14 protein-coding genes are annotated in these 13,513 nt (G+C 72.2%); 2 read left to right on the forward strand and 12 right to left on the reverse strand.

Annotated features, from left to right (window positions below; all coding sequences use genetic code 11):
* Positions 1-3: 3 nt before the first annotated feature.
* Both ACZ63J_RS05890 and ACZ63J_RS05895 read right to left on the reverse strand, forming a co-directional pair.
* Positions 4-180: a hypothetical protein gene (locus ACZ63J_RS05890; RefSeq protein ID WP_465406832.1), complete on the reverse strand. Its 177-nt coding sequence runs from the start codon at positions 178-180 to the stop codon at positions 4-6.
* Positions 181-275: 95 nt separating this feature from the next.
* Positions 276-1,115 (reverse strand): NAD-dependent epimerase/dehydratase family protein, encoded by an 840-nt coding sequence (locus tag ACZ63J_RS05895; RefSeq protein ID WP_465406831.1) that lies wholly within the window; start codon positions 1,113-1,115, stop codon positions 276-278.
* Positions 1,116-1,228: 113 nt separating this feature from the next.
* Here ACZ63J_RS05895 and ACZ63J_RS05900 point away from each other — a divergent pair, with 113 nt between their 5' ends.
* Positions 1,229-1,987, forward strand: coding sequence for an HpcH/HpaI aldolase/citrate lyase family protein (locus ACZ63J_RS05900; RefSeq protein ID WP_465406829.1), 759 nt, complete (start codon positions 1,229-1,231; stop codon positions 1,985-1,987).
* Positions 1,988-2,093: 106 nt separating this feature from the next.
* Here the strand turns inward: ACZ63J_RS05900 and ACZ63J_RS05905 are convergent, their stop codons facing one another.
* Positions 2,094-3,074 carry a hypothetical protein gene (locus ACZ63J_RS05905; protein ID WP_465406827.1) on the reverse strand — a complete coding sequence of 327 codons (981 nt, stop codon included), beginning with the start codon at positions 3,072-3,074 and terminating at the stop codon, positions 2,094-2,096.
* Between the two features lie 191 nt (positions 3,075-3,265).
* On the opposite strand from ACZ63J_RS05905, the gene ACZ63J_RS05910 reads away from it, so the two are divergent.
* Entirely contained in the window at positions 3,266-4,282 is a 1,017-nt protein-coding gene (locus ACZ63J_RS05910; RefSeq protein ID WP_465406826.1) for a LacI family DNA-binding transcriptional regulator, read from the forward strand.
* Here ACZ63J_RS05910 and ACZ63J_RS05915 read toward each other — a convergent pair.
* From ACZ63J_RS05915 to ACZ63J_RS05955, 9 genes are read right to left on the reverse strand one after another with little or no spacing between them, the layout of a single operon-like run.
* Positions 4,279-5,337, reverse strand: a complete 1,059-nt coding sequence (locus tag ACZ63J_RS05915; protein ID WP_465406824.1) for a serine hydrolase domain-containing protein — start codon at positions 5,335-5,337, stop codon at positions 4,279-4,281. The two genes, ACZ63J_RS05910 and ACZ63J_RS05915, sit on opposite strands and share 4 nt — an antisense overlap.
* Positions 5,334-6,896 carry an ATP-binding cassette domain-containing protein gene (locus ACZ63J_RS05920; RefSeq protein WP_465406823.1) on the reverse strand — a complete coding sequence of 521 codons (1,563 nt, stop codon included), beginning with the start codon at positions 6,894-6,896 and terminating at the stop codon, positions 5,334-5,336. Before ACZ63J_RS05920 ends, ACZ63J_RS05915 begins: the two co-directional genes overlap by 4 nt.
* Complete coding sequence (locus tag ACZ63J_RS05925; RefSeq protein WP_465406822.1) at positions 6,893-7,786, reverse strand: ABC transporter permease; 894 nt, start codon at positions 7,784-7,786, stop codon at positions 6,893-6,895. The genes ACZ63J_RS05920 and ACZ63J_RS05925 overlap by 4 nt, the downstream gene beginning before the upstream one ends.
* The gene (locus ACZ63J_RS05930; RefSeq protein ID WP_465406820.1) at positions 7,783-8,739 is read right to left on the reverse strand and encodes an ABC transporter permease; all 957 of its coding nucleotides are present in this window, start codon (positions 8,737-8,739) and stop codon (positions 7,783-7,785) included. The genes ACZ63J_RS05925 and ACZ63J_RS05930 overlap by 4 nt, the downstream gene beginning before the upstream one ends.
* Positions 8,736-10,301, reverse strand: coding sequence for an ABC transporter substrate-binding protein (locus ACZ63J_RS05935; RefSeq protein ID WP_465406818.1), 1,566 nt, complete (start codon positions 10,299-10,301; stop codon positions 8,736-8,738). The genes ACZ63J_RS05930 and ACZ63J_RS05935 overlap by 4 nt, the downstream gene beginning before the upstream one ends.
* Positions 10,302-10,335: 34 nt before the next feature.
* Positions 10,336-10,758 (reverse strand): thioesterase family protein, encoded by a 423-nt coding sequence (locus tag ACZ63J_RS05940; RefSeq protein WP_465406816.1) that lies wholly within the window; start codon positions 10,756-10,758, stop codon positions 10,336-10,338.
* The gene (locus ACZ63J_RS05945) at positions 10,751-11,680 is read right to left on the reverse strand and encodes a 3-hydroxyacyl-CoA dehydrogenase NAD-binding domain-containing protein (RefSeq protein WP_465406815.1); all 930 of its coding nucleotides are present in this window, start codon (positions 11,678-11,680) and stop codon (positions 10,751-10,753) included. Before ACZ63J_RS05945 ends, ACZ63J_RS05940 begins: the two co-directional genes overlap by 8 nt.
* Complete coding sequence (locus ACZ63J_RS05950) at positions 11,673-12,566, reverse strand: beta-keto acid cleavage family enzyme (protein ID WP_465406814.1); 894 nt, start codon at positions 12,564-12,566, stop codon at positions 11,673-11,675. Before ACZ63J_RS05950 ends, ACZ63J_RS05945 begins: the two co-directional genes overlap by 8 nt.
* Positions 12,566-13,429: a TetR/AcrR family transcriptional regulator gene (locus tag ACZ63J_RS05955; protein WP_465406812.1), complete on the reverse strand. Its 864-nt coding sequence runs from the start codon at positions 13,427-13,429 to the stop codon at positions 12,566-12,568. Before ACZ63J_RS05955 ends, ACZ63J_RS05950 begins: the two co-directional genes overlap by 1 nt.
* Positions 13,430-13,513: the final 84 nt, after the last annotated feature.

Raw genomic sequence — 13,513 nt, forward strand, 5'->3', positions numbered from 1 at the left:
GGGTCAGCCACCCGTCACCGGGGTTTGGTGCCGCAGCCCGATCCGGTGCCCGGTGAACAACCCCGCCCACAGCGTCGCCCATGGCCGGGATGCCGGGCGCGGCCGGCGCGCCGCCGGGGCCGGCCCGGCGCGGTACTCCATCTCCACCAGCACCCAGTCGTGGATCCAGTCGCCTCGCATGGCACTCCTTCTTGCTTCCGCTGAGGAGTCCCACGGTCGTCCTGAGGGCACCGGGCCGGCATCGGGCGAACACGCACTCCGCGCGCCGCCATCCCTTACCCGCGCAGCTCCCTCAGTGCGTCGAGGTGCCGGGGTTCCCAGCCGAGCTCGCGGCGCGCGCGGGCCGGCGCCAGCTGCTGGTCCAGCGCGAACGCCTCCGCGATCGGGCCCATCCGCTCGACGGCCTCGGCGAGCGTGAGCCGCAGGACGTCGCCGGTAAGGGCTTCGACGACGTCGGCGAGCGGGACGTTCTGGCCACTCACCCCCGCGTAGACCGACTTCGCCGGCGCCTGCAGCGCCAGCACGTACAGCTCGGCGACGTCCTCGGCGTGGACCATGGCCCAGTGGTTCGAGCCGTCGCCGATGAGCGGCACCGAGCCGGTCTCGCGGCCGGGCGCGGCGAAGAACGTCTCGATGAGCCCGCCGCCCAGGCCGTAGACGATGCCGGGCATCACCAGCACCGGGTTGCCGCCGTGGGTCAGGACGCGCTCCTCGTTGGCCGCGCGCCACGCCGTGATGGCCGGCGGGTTCTGCGGTGCGTCCTCGGCCACGACACCTTTGGTGTCGCCGTAGACCCAGACGCCGCCGGTGTGCACGTACGGGCCGCGGTCGCCGATGCCCTCCTGCAGGGCGTCCGCGGCGGCGCGGTCGACCGCTGCGGTGTTGTCGCCGTAGTGCTGGCCGAGGTGGATGACACCGTCGGCCGCGGCGGCCGACTCGCGCAGGACGGCCGTGTCGGTGAGCCCGCCCGGCACCGGCCGGGCACCCAGCTCGACGAGTGTGCGCGCGGAGGCGTCGCTGCGGGCGAGCGCGCTCACCTCGTGCCCGTCCCGCACGAGCGCCCGGACGGTGGGGCGGCCGACGTAGCCGGAGCCGCCGGTGAGGAAGACCTTCATCGTGGACCTTTCGTGGTCGTGGTGGTTCCCTTCCGACTCTCGGCCGCCGGAAGGCCCGCGTCCAAGACCCTTTCCGCTCGCTGTGATACCCCCAGAGCATTACGCTGGGCCGGGTGACCGCGACGACCTACCTGTTCGTGCCCGGCGACCGCCCCGACCGTTTTGCCAAGGCCGCGGCCAGCGGCGCCGACGTCGTGCTCTTGGACCTCGAGGACGCCGTCGCCCCGGCCGACAAGGACGCAGCGCGCACCGCGGTCGACGCCTGGCTGGCCGACGGTGGCGCGGCGATGGTCCGGATCAACGCGCCGGGCACGCCCTGGTTCGAGGCCGACGCCGCTCTGGTGGCCGCGCGCGGGGTGCCGGTGATGGTCCCGAAGGCCGAGGTGGCCGGGGTGCTGGCCGGGTTCCGCGAGGTGATCGCTCTTGTCGAGACCGCGCGAGGTGTCGAAAGCGCCGGTGAGCTCGCCGCTGTCCCGTCGGTGACTCGGCTGGCGTTCGGCAGTGTCGACCTGGCCGCGGAGCTCGGTGTCGCGCCGGAGGATCCCGAGCCGTTCGCTTACTCGCGCTCGCGGCTGGTCGTCGTCTCGGCGGCGGCCGGGCTGGCGCCCCCGCTGGACGGCGTCACGACCGACCTGCACAACGACGAACGCCTCGCGGCCGACGTCCGGTACGCGCGCCGGATGGGTTTCGGCGGGAAGCTGTGCGTACACCCGCGCCAGGTGGAGATGGTGCGAGCGGGGTTCGCACCGACCGAAGCCGAGCGCGAATGGGCCCGCCGTGTTGTGACGGCTGGTGACTCGGTGTCCACTGTGGACGGCAAGATGGTGGACAAGCCGGTGCTGGCCCGGGCTCGCCGCCTTCTGGGGGAGTGACGCGTGCAGGTGGCGCTGCGGCAACTTCGGTCCGGCGACGACACCCCGCGCCAAGCGCGGCCCCGCGAGCACAAGATCGCCCTACGCCACTCGGCCCGCTGACGCCTCAGACCGCGCGGGCAATCGCGATGTTCCCGGCCAACCGTTCCCCGGCCTCGTAGATCATGTACTCGCGCCCCTGGTAGGTGCCGAAGCTCGGCGCCGCCGAACGGCCGTTGTCCGGGGCGCCCGTCAAGGGAGTGTGGAACGTCCCGAGGTGGGTGCGCTTCGAGAAGTCGTTGCCGACCTCGGTGATCATCAGCTTGCCGCCGTGGGCGAGGTCGGTGTTGTAGACGACGTACGTGCTGTTGTTGCGGTACAGCAGGTGCGGGCCGCCGATGTCGTTCGCGCCGACGTCGGTGTGGCGCACGAGCGGGGTCTGCGAGAACGTCCAGTTCAGCGCGTCGGGTGACCAGCCCCAGCCGATGTCGCGGTGGTTGGTGGTGTTGTTGAGCATGAACACCATGACGTAGCGGGCGTTCTTCGCCGGCAGGTCCTGGCGGAACACCCGCGCGTAGGACGTCTCGGTGGTGCCCGCGGGCTGCAGCCTCGTCGACAGGACCTCCTTCTCGTAGCTGAAGTGGATGCCGTCGGCCGAACTGGCGAGCCGGGTGACGGTGTTCTCGCCGTGGAAGTACAGGTAGATCCGCTTGACGTCGTCGTTCCACAGCGCGTGCGGCGACGACACGTGGCTGACCGAGTACTCACCCGGCCAGGAGTTCTTGATGATCGGGTTGCCCGCGTACTCGGTGAACTCCTGGTCGAGGGAGTCCGCGTAGGCCAGGCAGATCCCGCCCGGGGCGTCGTGCGGCGCGTAGTAGAGGTAGTACGCGCCGAGCGCGTTCGGGATGCGGCCGGCGGTGCCGCGGATGCAGGGGAAGATCAGCTCACCGGTCGGGTTGTAGCGCAGCTTGCTCTTCACGAGCGCGAGCCGCTGGTACCGGTAGTCCGGGAAGCCGGCGGGGGCCGCGGCGGCCGTCACGGGCAGGAGCGCGCTCGCGCCGAGGGCGGCGGTGCCGGCCAGCAGGCCGCGGCGGGTGAGGGTCATGGCGGCTCCTTCGTCGGTGAAGTGTGCGGCGACGGTGCCACGGTCCCGGCGGCGAGGTCAATGGAGTAATACGTATTAGTACGGTCGGGACAGGTTTGCTGGAGTTTCGGGCAAAACGGTTGACGACCCCGGGGAGGCCTTGCACGCTGAATCGGATCAGCTGACCCCGGCGACCCCGAGCGAGGTACCCGATGGGCAGGCCCCGGCAGGCCGACATCGCGCGCGTCGCCGGCGTTTCGCAGGCGACGGTCTCGGTGGTGCTGGGCGGGAACCGCACCGGGGTCCGGCTGTCGGAGCGGACGCGGCTGCGGGTGCTGGAAGCCGCCGAACGGCTGGGGTACGTGCCCGACCCGGTGGCGAAACGGCTGGCGTCGTCGCGCAACAACCTCCTCGGCGTCTACACCTTCACCCCGGCGTTCCCGGTGGACGTCGCCGACTCCTACTACCCGATCCTGGCCGGCGTCGAGGCCGAGGCGGCCGCGCTCGGCAAGGACCTGATCATGTTCACCGGCTCGAGCGCGGTGCCCGACCGGATCCGCCGCACCCGCCTGGCGGACGGCTGCCTGTTCCTCGGCCGGCACGTGCCCGTGGACGCGATCGGCGACCTGCTCGCGAGCGGGTTCCCGATCGTCTACATCGGACGCCGCACCGAGCTCGGCGGCCGGATCCCGCACGTGGGCGCGGACTACGTGTCCGCCTCGGCCGAGGTGCTCACCCGGCTGGCGCGCGCGGGCCACCGGCGGGTCCGCTACCTGCGCGAGCCGGACGACGCGCCGTCGTCGGGGGACCGGGAACGCGGGGTGCGGGCGGCGGCCGCCGGCACCGGGCTGAACCTGCCGGGCCTGGTGGTCCGCACCGAAGGCGCCGACCTCGGCGCGGCCGCGGTCCGCCGCTGGCTCGACGACGGCGTGACAGCCCTGGTGGTGGAGGAAACCGACACGGGCGCGGTCTTCCACGCGACCCAGCGGGCCCTGCGCGAGGCGGGGATCCGGGTACCCGCCGACGTCTCGCTGGCGGTTCTGGGACGGCCGCCGGCCGGGACGCCCGGCCCGGAGATCAGCGGGTTCGAGGTGCCGCGGCGAGCGCTGGGCCGCGCGGCGGTCCGGCTGCTCGCGTCCCTGGTCGAGCCGGGCACGGCCGAGCCGCCGCCGCACCGGTTGCTGACCTGCCCGCCGGTGCCGGGGGAGACGATCGCGACGGTCGCCTAGCGGCCGACGCAGTCCGCCAAGGTCGTCAGCAGCCACTTTCCCCGGTCGTCGACGTCCTCGGACTGCAGCTCGCTAGTGGTGAACGAGAACCCGAGCCCCTCGGTCGGCCACGCGCCGTGGCGGCCGCCGCCCGCGCCGGAATGGCCGAACGCCTCGGCCACCGGGCCGTACGTGCCCAGCGGGTCCGCCAGCTCGTACCCGAGGCCGAAGCGGACCGGGCGGTCGTTGAGCACGTCCTGTCCCGACGACCACGTGCGGGTCGCGGCGGAGAGGACGGGCTCGGGCACCAGGCCCGCGCAGATCCGGTCGTAGAGGCGGGCCATCCCCGCCGCGGTGCCGGTTGCGCCGCCCGCCGCGAGCTCGGCGCGGCGGTACTCGACGGAGTTGATCGTGTCCGGCTCCAGGAGCCCGCGGTACATCCGCGTCACGACCTTCCGGCGTTCTGGGTCGTGCAGGAACGTGCTGATCCGGTAGTCGGGCGAGCGCGTCAGCGGCGCGACGCGGTGGTCTTCGGCCGCGGGCGTGCCGAGGTGGACGTCGAAGCCCGCCAGCAGCGAGCGCACGACCGCGCCCGCGTTCTGCCCCGTCACCCGGCGGACCAGCTCGGAGCAGAGGTACCCGTACGTCGCCGCGTGGTAGGCGACCCGCGAGCCGGGTGTCCACAACGGACGCTGCGCGGCGAGCGCGACGGCGTTCGCGTGGTTGTCCAGAAAGGACACGTCCGCCTCGACGTACGGCAGTCCCACCGTGTGCGAGAGGACGTGGGACACGCGCGCGTCGCCGGCCGAGAACTCCGGCCAGTACGCCGCGACCCGCTCCGCCGGGTCGAGCAGCCCGCGTGCCGTCAGCAGCGCCATCACGGTGGCCACCACCCCCTTGGTGCCGGAGAACAGCACGACCAGGGTGTCCCGCGTCCAGCCCGGCCCGCCCCACAGCTCGACGAGGACTTCGCCGCGGCGGACGACGCTGAACGCCGCGCCGCCGGCCGTCCGGTCGAGGACGGCGGCGAACGCGTCCCGCACCGGCTCGAACCCCGGCGCGACCGTGCCGTTCACAGGCGCGGCGTCGCGGCCAGCAGCTCCCGCGTGTAAGCGTGGGACGGCGCGTCCAGCACCGTCCGCACCGGACCTTCCTCGACGATGGACCCGCCCTGCAGTACGGCGATCCGGTCCGCGACCTCGCCGGCCAGCGCGATGTTGTGGGTGACGAACAGCATCGCCATGCCGAGCTCCCGGCGCAGCTCGCCGAGCAGCTCGACGATCGTGGCCTGCACCGAGACGTCCAAAGCGGACGTCACCTCGTCGCAGACCAGCACGTCCGGGGTGGTCACCAGCGCCCGGGCGATCGCCGCGCGTTGCCGCTCGCCGCCGCTGAGCTGGTCCGGCAGCCGGTCGGCCAGCGCCCGGCCGAGCCGGACCCGGTCGAGCATCTCCGCGACCCGCTCCCGGCGTTGCGTGCGGGACAGCGACGTCAGCCGGGTCAGCGGCACCTCGATGGACTGCGCGACGGTCTTGCGGGGGTTGAGCGAGGAGAACGGGCTCTGGAACACGTACTGGATCCGCCGGCGCTGGTCGTCCGACCGCTGCCGCGTCGAGACGGCCAGCCCGGTGCCGGCCAGCGAGACCGTCCCGGTGTAGGCGCCGGTGAGGCCCGCGATGCACTGCGACAGCGTCGTCTTGCCGGAGCCGGACTCGCCGAGCAGCAGCACGCACTCGCCGCGCGCGACCGAGACGTCGACCCCGCGCAGGACGACGTTCTGTCCATACGCGACGGACACGCCCTTCGCCGCGAGCACCGGCTCGGCGGCGGGCGGGGGCGGCGAGGTCGCGTCCGGGTCCGGCACGGCGTCCAGCAGCCGCCGGGTGTAGGCGTGGGACGGGCTCCGCAGCACCGACGAAGCCGGGCCGCACTCGACGAGGCTCCCGTGGTACATCACCGCGACCCGGTCGGCGATCTCGGCGACCACCGCGAGGTCGTGCGTGATGTAGAGCGCGGCGACCCCGTGTCCGGCGGTCAGCGTCCGGACCGTCTTCAGCACCAGGGCCTGGGTGACGACGTCGAGGCCGGTCGTCGGCTCGTCGAGCACGACGACGGCCGGGCGGCACGCGAACGCCATCGCGATGCCGACCCGTTGCTGCTGCCCGCCGGAGAGCTGGTGCGGGTAGCGCCGCCGGTACGCCGGGTCCACCGGCAGCCCGACCTCCGCCAGGACCTCGCCGACGCGGTCGTCGACCGAGCCCGGGTAGCCGTGGGTCTCCAGCACCTCGGCGATCTGCAGTCCGATCCGCAGCGCCGGGTTGAGCGAGAGCGCGGGGTCCTGCGGGATGTAGGCGACGGTGCTGCCGCGCAGCCGCCGCCGGGCGGCGCCGTCCAGGGAAAGGACGTCGACCGGGTCGCCGCCGTGCGGGCACACGGTGATCCGGCCGCCGGACACGGCGAGCCCGCGCCGGAAGTGGCCGAGCGCGGCCAGCCCGGCGGTCGTCTTGCCGGACCCGGACTCCCCGACGAGCGCGAGCACTTCGCCGGGGGCGACGGCGAAGGAGACGTCGTCCAGCACGGCCGCTCCGGCCACAGTGGACACGGCGAGCCCGGTGACTTCCAGTGCGGCGGTCATGCGCGCGCCTCCCGCTTCCGGCCGGCGGCGGCCGAGGCCAGCGCGTCGGCCACCAGGTTGGTCCCCACGGTCAGCGCGGCGATCGCCAGCACCGGCAGCAGCACGCCCCAGGGCTGGACGACCAGCGCGATCCGGTTCTCGTTGATCATCAGGCCCCAGTCGGCCGACGGCGGCTGGATGCCCAGGCCGAGGAACGACAGCGACGCGATGTAGCCGATCGAGTAGGTCAGCCGCAGCCCGATCTCCACCATCAGCGGGCCGGTGATGTTCGGCAGGATCTCCCGCAGCAGGATCCGCGACCGCGGCACGGCGTACATCTCCGCGGCGCGGATGTAGTCGTGGCCGCGGACGGCGACAGTGGCCTGCCGGGCGACCCGCGCGGTGCGGGGCGCGTGCGTCAGGCCGATGACCAGCACCAGCAGCCAGCCTTCCGGCCCGATCACCGCGATCGCCAGCAGTGCGATCACCAGCTGCGGGAACGACAGCAGGACGTCGTTGCCGCGCATGAGCAGGCTGTCGAGCCGCCCGCCGCCGTACCCGGCGACCATGCCGAGCAGGGCGCCCAGCACGATGCCGAGCGCGGTCGCGAGCACCGCGTAGAGCAGCAGCGTCGTGCCGCCGCCGAGGAAGCGGGTCAGCACGTCACGGCCGAGGCCGTCGGTGCCGGCGAGCCCGTCGGGCTTGAACGGCTTCCCGGCGAAGTCCGTGGTCGTGTGCCCGGTGAGCACCGGCCCGAGCCAGGGCCCGAGCAGCGCGATCAGCACCACCACCAGCGTGAGCCCCGCGCCGATCTTGGCCTTGGGGAAGGCCCACGCGGTGCGGAAGAGCCCGGCCGGGCGCACCGGCGGGACGGCCGGGCCGACGGCGGCGGGGAGTTCGACGGCGGTCATCGGCCTGCCTCCGTGCGCAGTTTCGGGTTGGCGAGGATGCCGACGACGTCGGCCAGCAGGTTCACCACGATGTAGACCGCGGCGATGAGCAGCGTGACCGCCTGCACGACGGCGACGTCCCGCTTGCCGACCGCGTCGATCAGCGCCTGGCCGATACCGGGGTAGCGGAAGAGGAACTCGACGACCACCACACCGCCCGCGAGCCACGCCAGCTGCAGCGCGACGACCTGCGCGACCGGCCCGATCGCGTGCGGCAGCGCGTGCCGCACCAGGACGGTCCGCTCGCGGACACCCTTGAGCCGGGCCATCTCGACGTACCCGCTGTCGAGGACCTCGTTCATCGTCGCCCGCATCATCCGGGTGATGTAGGGCGTCACGACCAGCACGAGCGTGAGCACCGGCAGGACGAGCTGGGCGGGCTGGTCCCACACCGCCTCGCCGGGCGCGGTGATCGTCACCGACGGGAAGACCTTGAAGACCGTCGTGGAGAGCAACACGACCAGCGCGACCCCGATGACGAACTCGGGCAGCGCGGCGATCACCAGGCTCACCCCGGAGATCACCTGGTCGGCGGCGCGGTCGCGGCGGATCGCGCTCCACGTGCCCAGAGCCAGCCCGAGCGGCGTGGCCAGCACCGCGGCGACGACCAGCAGCACGAGCGACGCCGAGATCCGCTCGCCCAGCAGCGCCGTGACCGGGCCCTGGGTCGAGGTCGACGTGCCGAGGTCACCGGTGAACAGCCCGCCGAGCCAGTCGAGGTAACGCTGCCACACCGGCAGGTCGAGGTGCAGCTGGTGCTGCAGCGCGGCGACGCGTTCGGGGGTGGCCTGCTGGCCGAGGATGGCCCGCGCGGGGTCGCCGGGCAGCAGCAACGTCGCGACGAAGACCAGCAGGGACACCACCCAGAGCACGAGGACGCTGACGAGCAGCCGGCGCAGGATCAGCCGTGTCATCTCACGCCTCCTTGCCCGCGGGAGAGCCAGGCAGCGCGGAACCGGTACCCGCTCAGCGAGATCCCGGTGCGGTCGGGAACCAGCCCGGCGACGTACTTCTGGTGCGCGTCGACCTGGTTGACGAAGCCCCAGACGATCAGCCCGCCGCGTTCGTACTCGATCTTCTGCGCCTTCCGGAGCAGGTCGGCGCGGGCGGCCGGGTCCACTGTGGACCCGGCTTCGGTGACGAGGCTGATGAACTCCGGGTCCTGCCAGTGGGACTCGTTGTACGGCGACTTCGGCAGCGAGCCGTTCGCGACCTGCGGGAGGTAGTTGCGGGTGTACCAAAAGTCCTGCGCGAAGTCCCACGACAGGTAGTTCTCGCCGTAGAAAGTCGTGGTGTCGAGCTTGCGGATCCTGACGTTGACGCCCGCGGCCTTCGCCTGCTGCTGGAACACCTGCGCCGCCTCGACCGCGCCCGCCTGGATGGGCGCGGTGACCAGCTCGACGTCCAAAGTGGAGTGCCCGGCTTCGGCGAGGAGCCGCTTGGCCTGTTCGATGTCCTGCTTGCGCTGGGGGAGCTCCTTGGCGTACGCGGGGTCGAACGGCGCGTAGAGGTCGTTGCCGAGCCTGCCCTGTCCACTGAGGACCTGGTTGATCATCTGCTCCCGGTCCACGACCAGCCGCATGGCCTGGCGCACCCGGACGTCGTCGAACGGCGGCCGGTCGACGCGCATGGTGAACGGCAGCCAGGTGCCGGTCTCCGAGGTGAGCACGGCGATCCGCGGGTCGCTGCCCAGGACGTCGACGAGCGCCACCGGCACCTGGTCGATGGCGTCCACCTGGGACGACAGGAGCGCGTTGATGCGGGCGTCGTCGTCGGCGAAGTTGATCAGGGTCAGCTCGTCGAGGTAGGGCTGCCCGGGCCGCCAGTAGTGCTCGTTGCGGGTGAACGTGCTCTGCAGCCCGGCGGTGAACGAGCCCGCCTTGAACGGGCCGGTCCCGATCGGGCGCTTCAGGTCGAAGTCCGCCGGGACGATGCCGAGCGAGTACTGGCCGAGCAGGTCGTCGAAGCCGGCGTTCGGGGTGTTCAGCCGGAACTCGACGGCCCGGTCGCCGCTCGGGACGACCTCGGCCAGCATGGTGAGCCCGGCGGCCCCGCTCTTGGGGTCCTTCGGGTCGGTGATCCGCTTGAAGGTGGCGACGACGTCGGCCGGCGTCACCGGGCGGCCGTCGTGGAAGCGGACGCCGTCGCGCAGCACCGCCGTCCACGTCCGGGCGTCCGGTGACGCCGTCAGCGACTGCGCGACCAGGAGCTCCAGCCGGTAGTCGTGGTCGCGGTTCAGCAGCGGCTCGTACAGGTTGATCACCCGCGCGATGTCCGGGTTGGTCGCCGGGGTGTGCGGGTCCAGGGTGTCGGACGCGCCACCGCCGGTGACGCCGACGCGCAGCCGGCCGCCGGCTCGGGGCGGCCCGGTCGGCACCGGCGCGGCGTACGTCGCGCCGCAGCCGGCGGCCAGCAGCGCCACGCCGGTGACGGCGAGGAAGCTTCGTCGGGTGAGAGGCCTACATCGCTCTTCCATGGTGGGGACTTCCGGTGGGAGCGGGTGGTTCGGGTCAGGTGATGGCGCGCCCCGCGTACTCCGGGACCGGGCTCACGTGGTGCTGCAGCCGCTCCGCGACCTCGGCGGGGAGCGGCGACGCTCTCGAGTCCGTGACGTGGATGGCGAGGATCTCCTCGGTGGCGACGAGGTCACCCGCGACCCGCATCTCGTGGCAGAGGCGGACCTTCTTCGCGCCGAGGCCGACCACCCTGGTGGTCACGTCCAGCTCGGCGTCCGGCCCGACTTCGCGCAGGTAGCGGACGTGGGCCTCCACCGTGTACAGCGAGGACCCGCTGCGCTCGGGGCCGAGGCCGACGACGTCCATCAGGTGCGTGGTCGCGTCGCCGAAGACGAGGACGTAGTACGGCTCGGAGAGGTGGCCGTTGTAGTCGATCCACTCCGGACGGACTTTGTCGCGATAGGACAGTTCAGCCATCACGGGCCTCCTCGACGGCGCGCTGGACGGCGATGATCGCGCGGTCGCGTTCGGCGATCAGGTCCGCGATCGTGCGCTGGCCGGCCTCCTCCTCGCAGCCGTCGACCACGGCGTCCCGCAGCTCCCGCGTCAGCTCCGGCGCTTCGAGACGGGTCCACGGCGCCTTGAGCGATGGGCCGAAGTGGTCGAGCATGTGCGCCATCCCGCCTTCGCCGCCCGCGAGGTGGAAGGTGAGCATCGGCCCCTGGACCGGCCAGCGCAGGCCCGGTCCGGCGGTGATGGCGGTGTCGATCTGCTCGACGGTGGCCTCGCCGTGGTCGACCATGTGCAGGGCTTCGCGCCACAGCGCCTCCTGCAGCCGGTTCGCGATGAAGCCCGGGACCTCGCGGTCCATGGTGATCACAGTTTTGCCCACGCGCCGGTAGAACTCGGCGGCATGCTCGACGGCCCAGGCGTCGGTCCGCTCGCCGCCGACGACCTCGACCAGCGGGATCAGGTACGGCGGGTTGAACGGGTGCCCGACGACCAGGCGGCCCGGGGTCACGGCGTCGGCCTGCATCTCGGTCATGCCGTACCCGGACGTCGAGGACGCGACGACGATCCCGGCCGGGGTGACGGCGTCGATCTCGGCGAGCAGCTTCCGCTTGAGCGGGAGGTCCTCGGGCGCGCTCTCCTGGACGAAGACCGCGTCCGCGACGGCTTCGGCGAGGGTGGCCGTGACCACGAGGTTGTCCCGGCTCGCGCCCTCGGCGAGGCCGAGCGAGGTGAGCGCCGGCCAGGCGGCGTCGACCAGCCGTCGCAGCTTCGCCTCGGCGTCCGGCGCCGGGTCCCAGGCGCGGACGTGGAAGCCCTGGGCGAGGAAGTGCGCGACCCAACCCCCGCCGATCACGCCGGCGCCGACACACGCGACCGTCTCAGGCATGGACACGCTCCTTCAGGCCGAGGATCTCGCGGGCGCGGGAAGCGCTTACCACGGTGGCGCCGAGGTCCTGGACGATCCCGACCGCGCGCTCCACGAGCTGGCCGTTGGTCGCCTTGACCCCCTTGGCCAGGTAGAGGTTGTCCTCCAGCCCGACCCGGACGTGCCCGCCGAGCAGCACCGACTGCGCGACCCACGGCATCTGGTCACGCCCGATGGCGAACGACGCCCACTGCGCTTTCTCCGGAAGCAGGTTGACCATGGCCTGCAGCAACCCGGGGTCGACGGGCGCGCCGTAGGGGATGCCCATGCAGAGCTGGAAGAGCGGGGGAGCGTCGATCAGGCCCTCTTCGACCATTTTGGACGCGAACCACAGGTGCCCGGTGTCGAAGATCTCCAGCTCGGGTTTGACACCCAGCTCCTGGATCCGCTTGGCCCCGGCGCGCAGCATGTCCGGAGTGGACACGTAGAGCTGGCTGCCCTCACCGAAGTTGAGCGACCCGCAGTCGAGGGTGCAGATGTCCGGCAGCAGCTCTTCGACGTGCGGCAGCCGGTCCAGCGCGTTGACGAGGTCGGTGCCGTCGACCGGCTTGAGCGGGTCTTCCTGGTCAATGACGAGGTCACCGCCCATGCCGGCGGTCAGGTTGACGACAACGTCCACACAGGACTCTTTCACCAGCCGCACGACTTCGCGGTACAGCGAGACGTCCCGCGACGGCGAACCGGTCTCGGGGTCCCGGACGTGGATGTGCACAACGGCGGCCCCGGCGTTCGCGGCCTCGACGGCGCTCGCGGCGATCTGCGCGGGCGTGACGGGCACGTGCGGGCTCCGGCCGACGGTGTCCCCGGCCCCGGTGAGGGCGCAGGTGACGATGACCTCGTGGTTCATCAGGCTCCTTGGACGATCGAGCTTTCGATGAAGTCGTGCAGGTGTTCTCGCATGGTTTCGGCGGTGCTGCCGGGGCGGCCGGTCAGCACCTGGATGCCGAGGCCGTCGATCAGCGCCGTGAGCCGGGTGGTCGCGAAGTCCGGGTCGGTCACCGCGAAGACCCCCTGCTCGCAGCCGGAGCGGATGGTCATCGCGATCGTGCGTTCCCAGCGGCTGATCGAGTCGTGGTAGAGCGACCGGAACGACGGGTCGAGCGAGACCTCGTTCCACACCTGCAGCCACACCGACCACTCGGCGCGCAGGACGCCGTCGGTCGGCAGCTGCAGCTCGACCAGGCGGTGCAGCCGCTCGTGGGCGTCGGAGATCGAATGCAGCTCCGCGACCTGGCGGTCGAAGGCGAGCTTCACGTTGCGGCGCAACGCTTCGTTGAGGACCTCGGTCTTGCTCGGGAAGTGGTAGTGGATGGTGGCGGTGCTCGTGCCGCACGCCTGCGCGATGTCGGCGATGCGCACCTTGTGGTAACCGCGTTCGGCGATCAGCGTCCAGGCCGTCTCCAGGATGCGGCGGCGTGGTTCGGACTGGGCGAGGTGGTCGGGGTCGTCGCTCGCGAGGCGGGTCGCCGGCGCGGGCACCGCGGTGACGGTGAGCGCGTCGTCGCTGCCGTTGAGCAGCCAGTTGACCGTGACGCCGCAGTGCTCGGCGACGCGGACCAGTTCGTGCGGCGAGAACCGGCGGGTGCCGTTCAGCGCCTTGGACAGCTTCGTCTCGTCGAGCCCGATCGCGGCGGCGAACTCCCGCTGGGCCCCCGGCACGGCCTTGACCAGGCCGCGGACCCGGTCCCGCACCTCGGCGGATTCGTCCATGCCCCGAGACGGTAACCCCGAGTTGCGAGAATCGCAATCCTTGACTGATGAGTCAGTCGAAGCGCAATATCACTGGTCCCGGAG

The organism is Amycolatopsis sp. NPDC104863 (assembly GCF_055582965.1).

Bases quoted from the DNA above. Each gene is read 5' to 3' on its own strand.
- ACZ63J_RS05905 (WP_465406827.1), bottom strand. From the start codon at position 3,074: ATGACCCTCACCCGCCGCGGCCTGCTGGCCGGCACCGCCGCCCTCGGC.
- ACZ63J_RS05895 (WP_465406831.1), bottom strand. From the start codon at position 1,115: ATGAAGGTCTTCCTCACCGGCGGCTCCGGCTACGTCGGCCGCCCCACC.
- ACZ63J_RS05945 (WP_465406815.1), bottom strand. From the start codon at position 11,680: ATGCCTGAGACGGTCGCGTGTGTCGGCGCCGGCGTGATCGGCGGGGGT.
- ACZ63J_RS05925 (WP_465406822.1), bottom strand. From the start codon at position 7,786: ATGACCGCCGTCGAACTCCCCGCCGCCGTCGGCCCGGCCGTCCCGCCG.
- ACZ63J_RS05890 (WP_465406832.1), bottom strand. From the start codon at position 180: ATGCGAGGCGACTGGATCCACGACTGGGTGCTGGTGGAGATGGAGTAC.
- ACZ63J_RS05935 (WP_465406818.1), bottom strand. From the start codon at position 10,301: ATGGAAGAGCGATGTAGGCCTCTCACCCGACGAAGCTTCCTCGCCGTC.
- ACZ63J_RS05950 (WP_465406814.1), bottom strand. From the start codon at position 12,566: ATGAACCACGAGGTCATCGTCACCTGCGCCCTCACCGGGGCCGGGGAC.
- ACZ63J_RS05955 (WP_465406812.1), bottom strand. From the start codon at position 13,429: ATGGACGAATCCGCCGAGGTGCGGGACCGGGTCCGCGGCCTGGTCAAG.
- ACZ63J_RS05920 (WP_465406823.1), bottom strand. From the start codon at position 6,896: ATGACCGCCGCACTGGAAGTCACCGGGCTCGCCGTGTCCACTGTGGCC.
- ACZ63J_RS05940 (WP_465406816.1), bottom strand. From the start codon at position 10,758: ATGGCTGAACTGTCCTATCGCGACAAAGTCCGTCCGGAGTGGATCGAC.
- ACZ63J_RS05910 (WP_465406826.1), top strand. From the start codon at position 3,266: ATGGGCAGGCCCCGGCAGGCCGACATCGCGCGCGTCGCCGGCGTTTCG.
- ACZ63J_RS05930 (WP_465406820.1), bottom strand. From the start codon at position 8,739: ATGACACGGCTGATCCTGCGCCGGCTGCTCGTCAGCGTCCTCGTGCTC.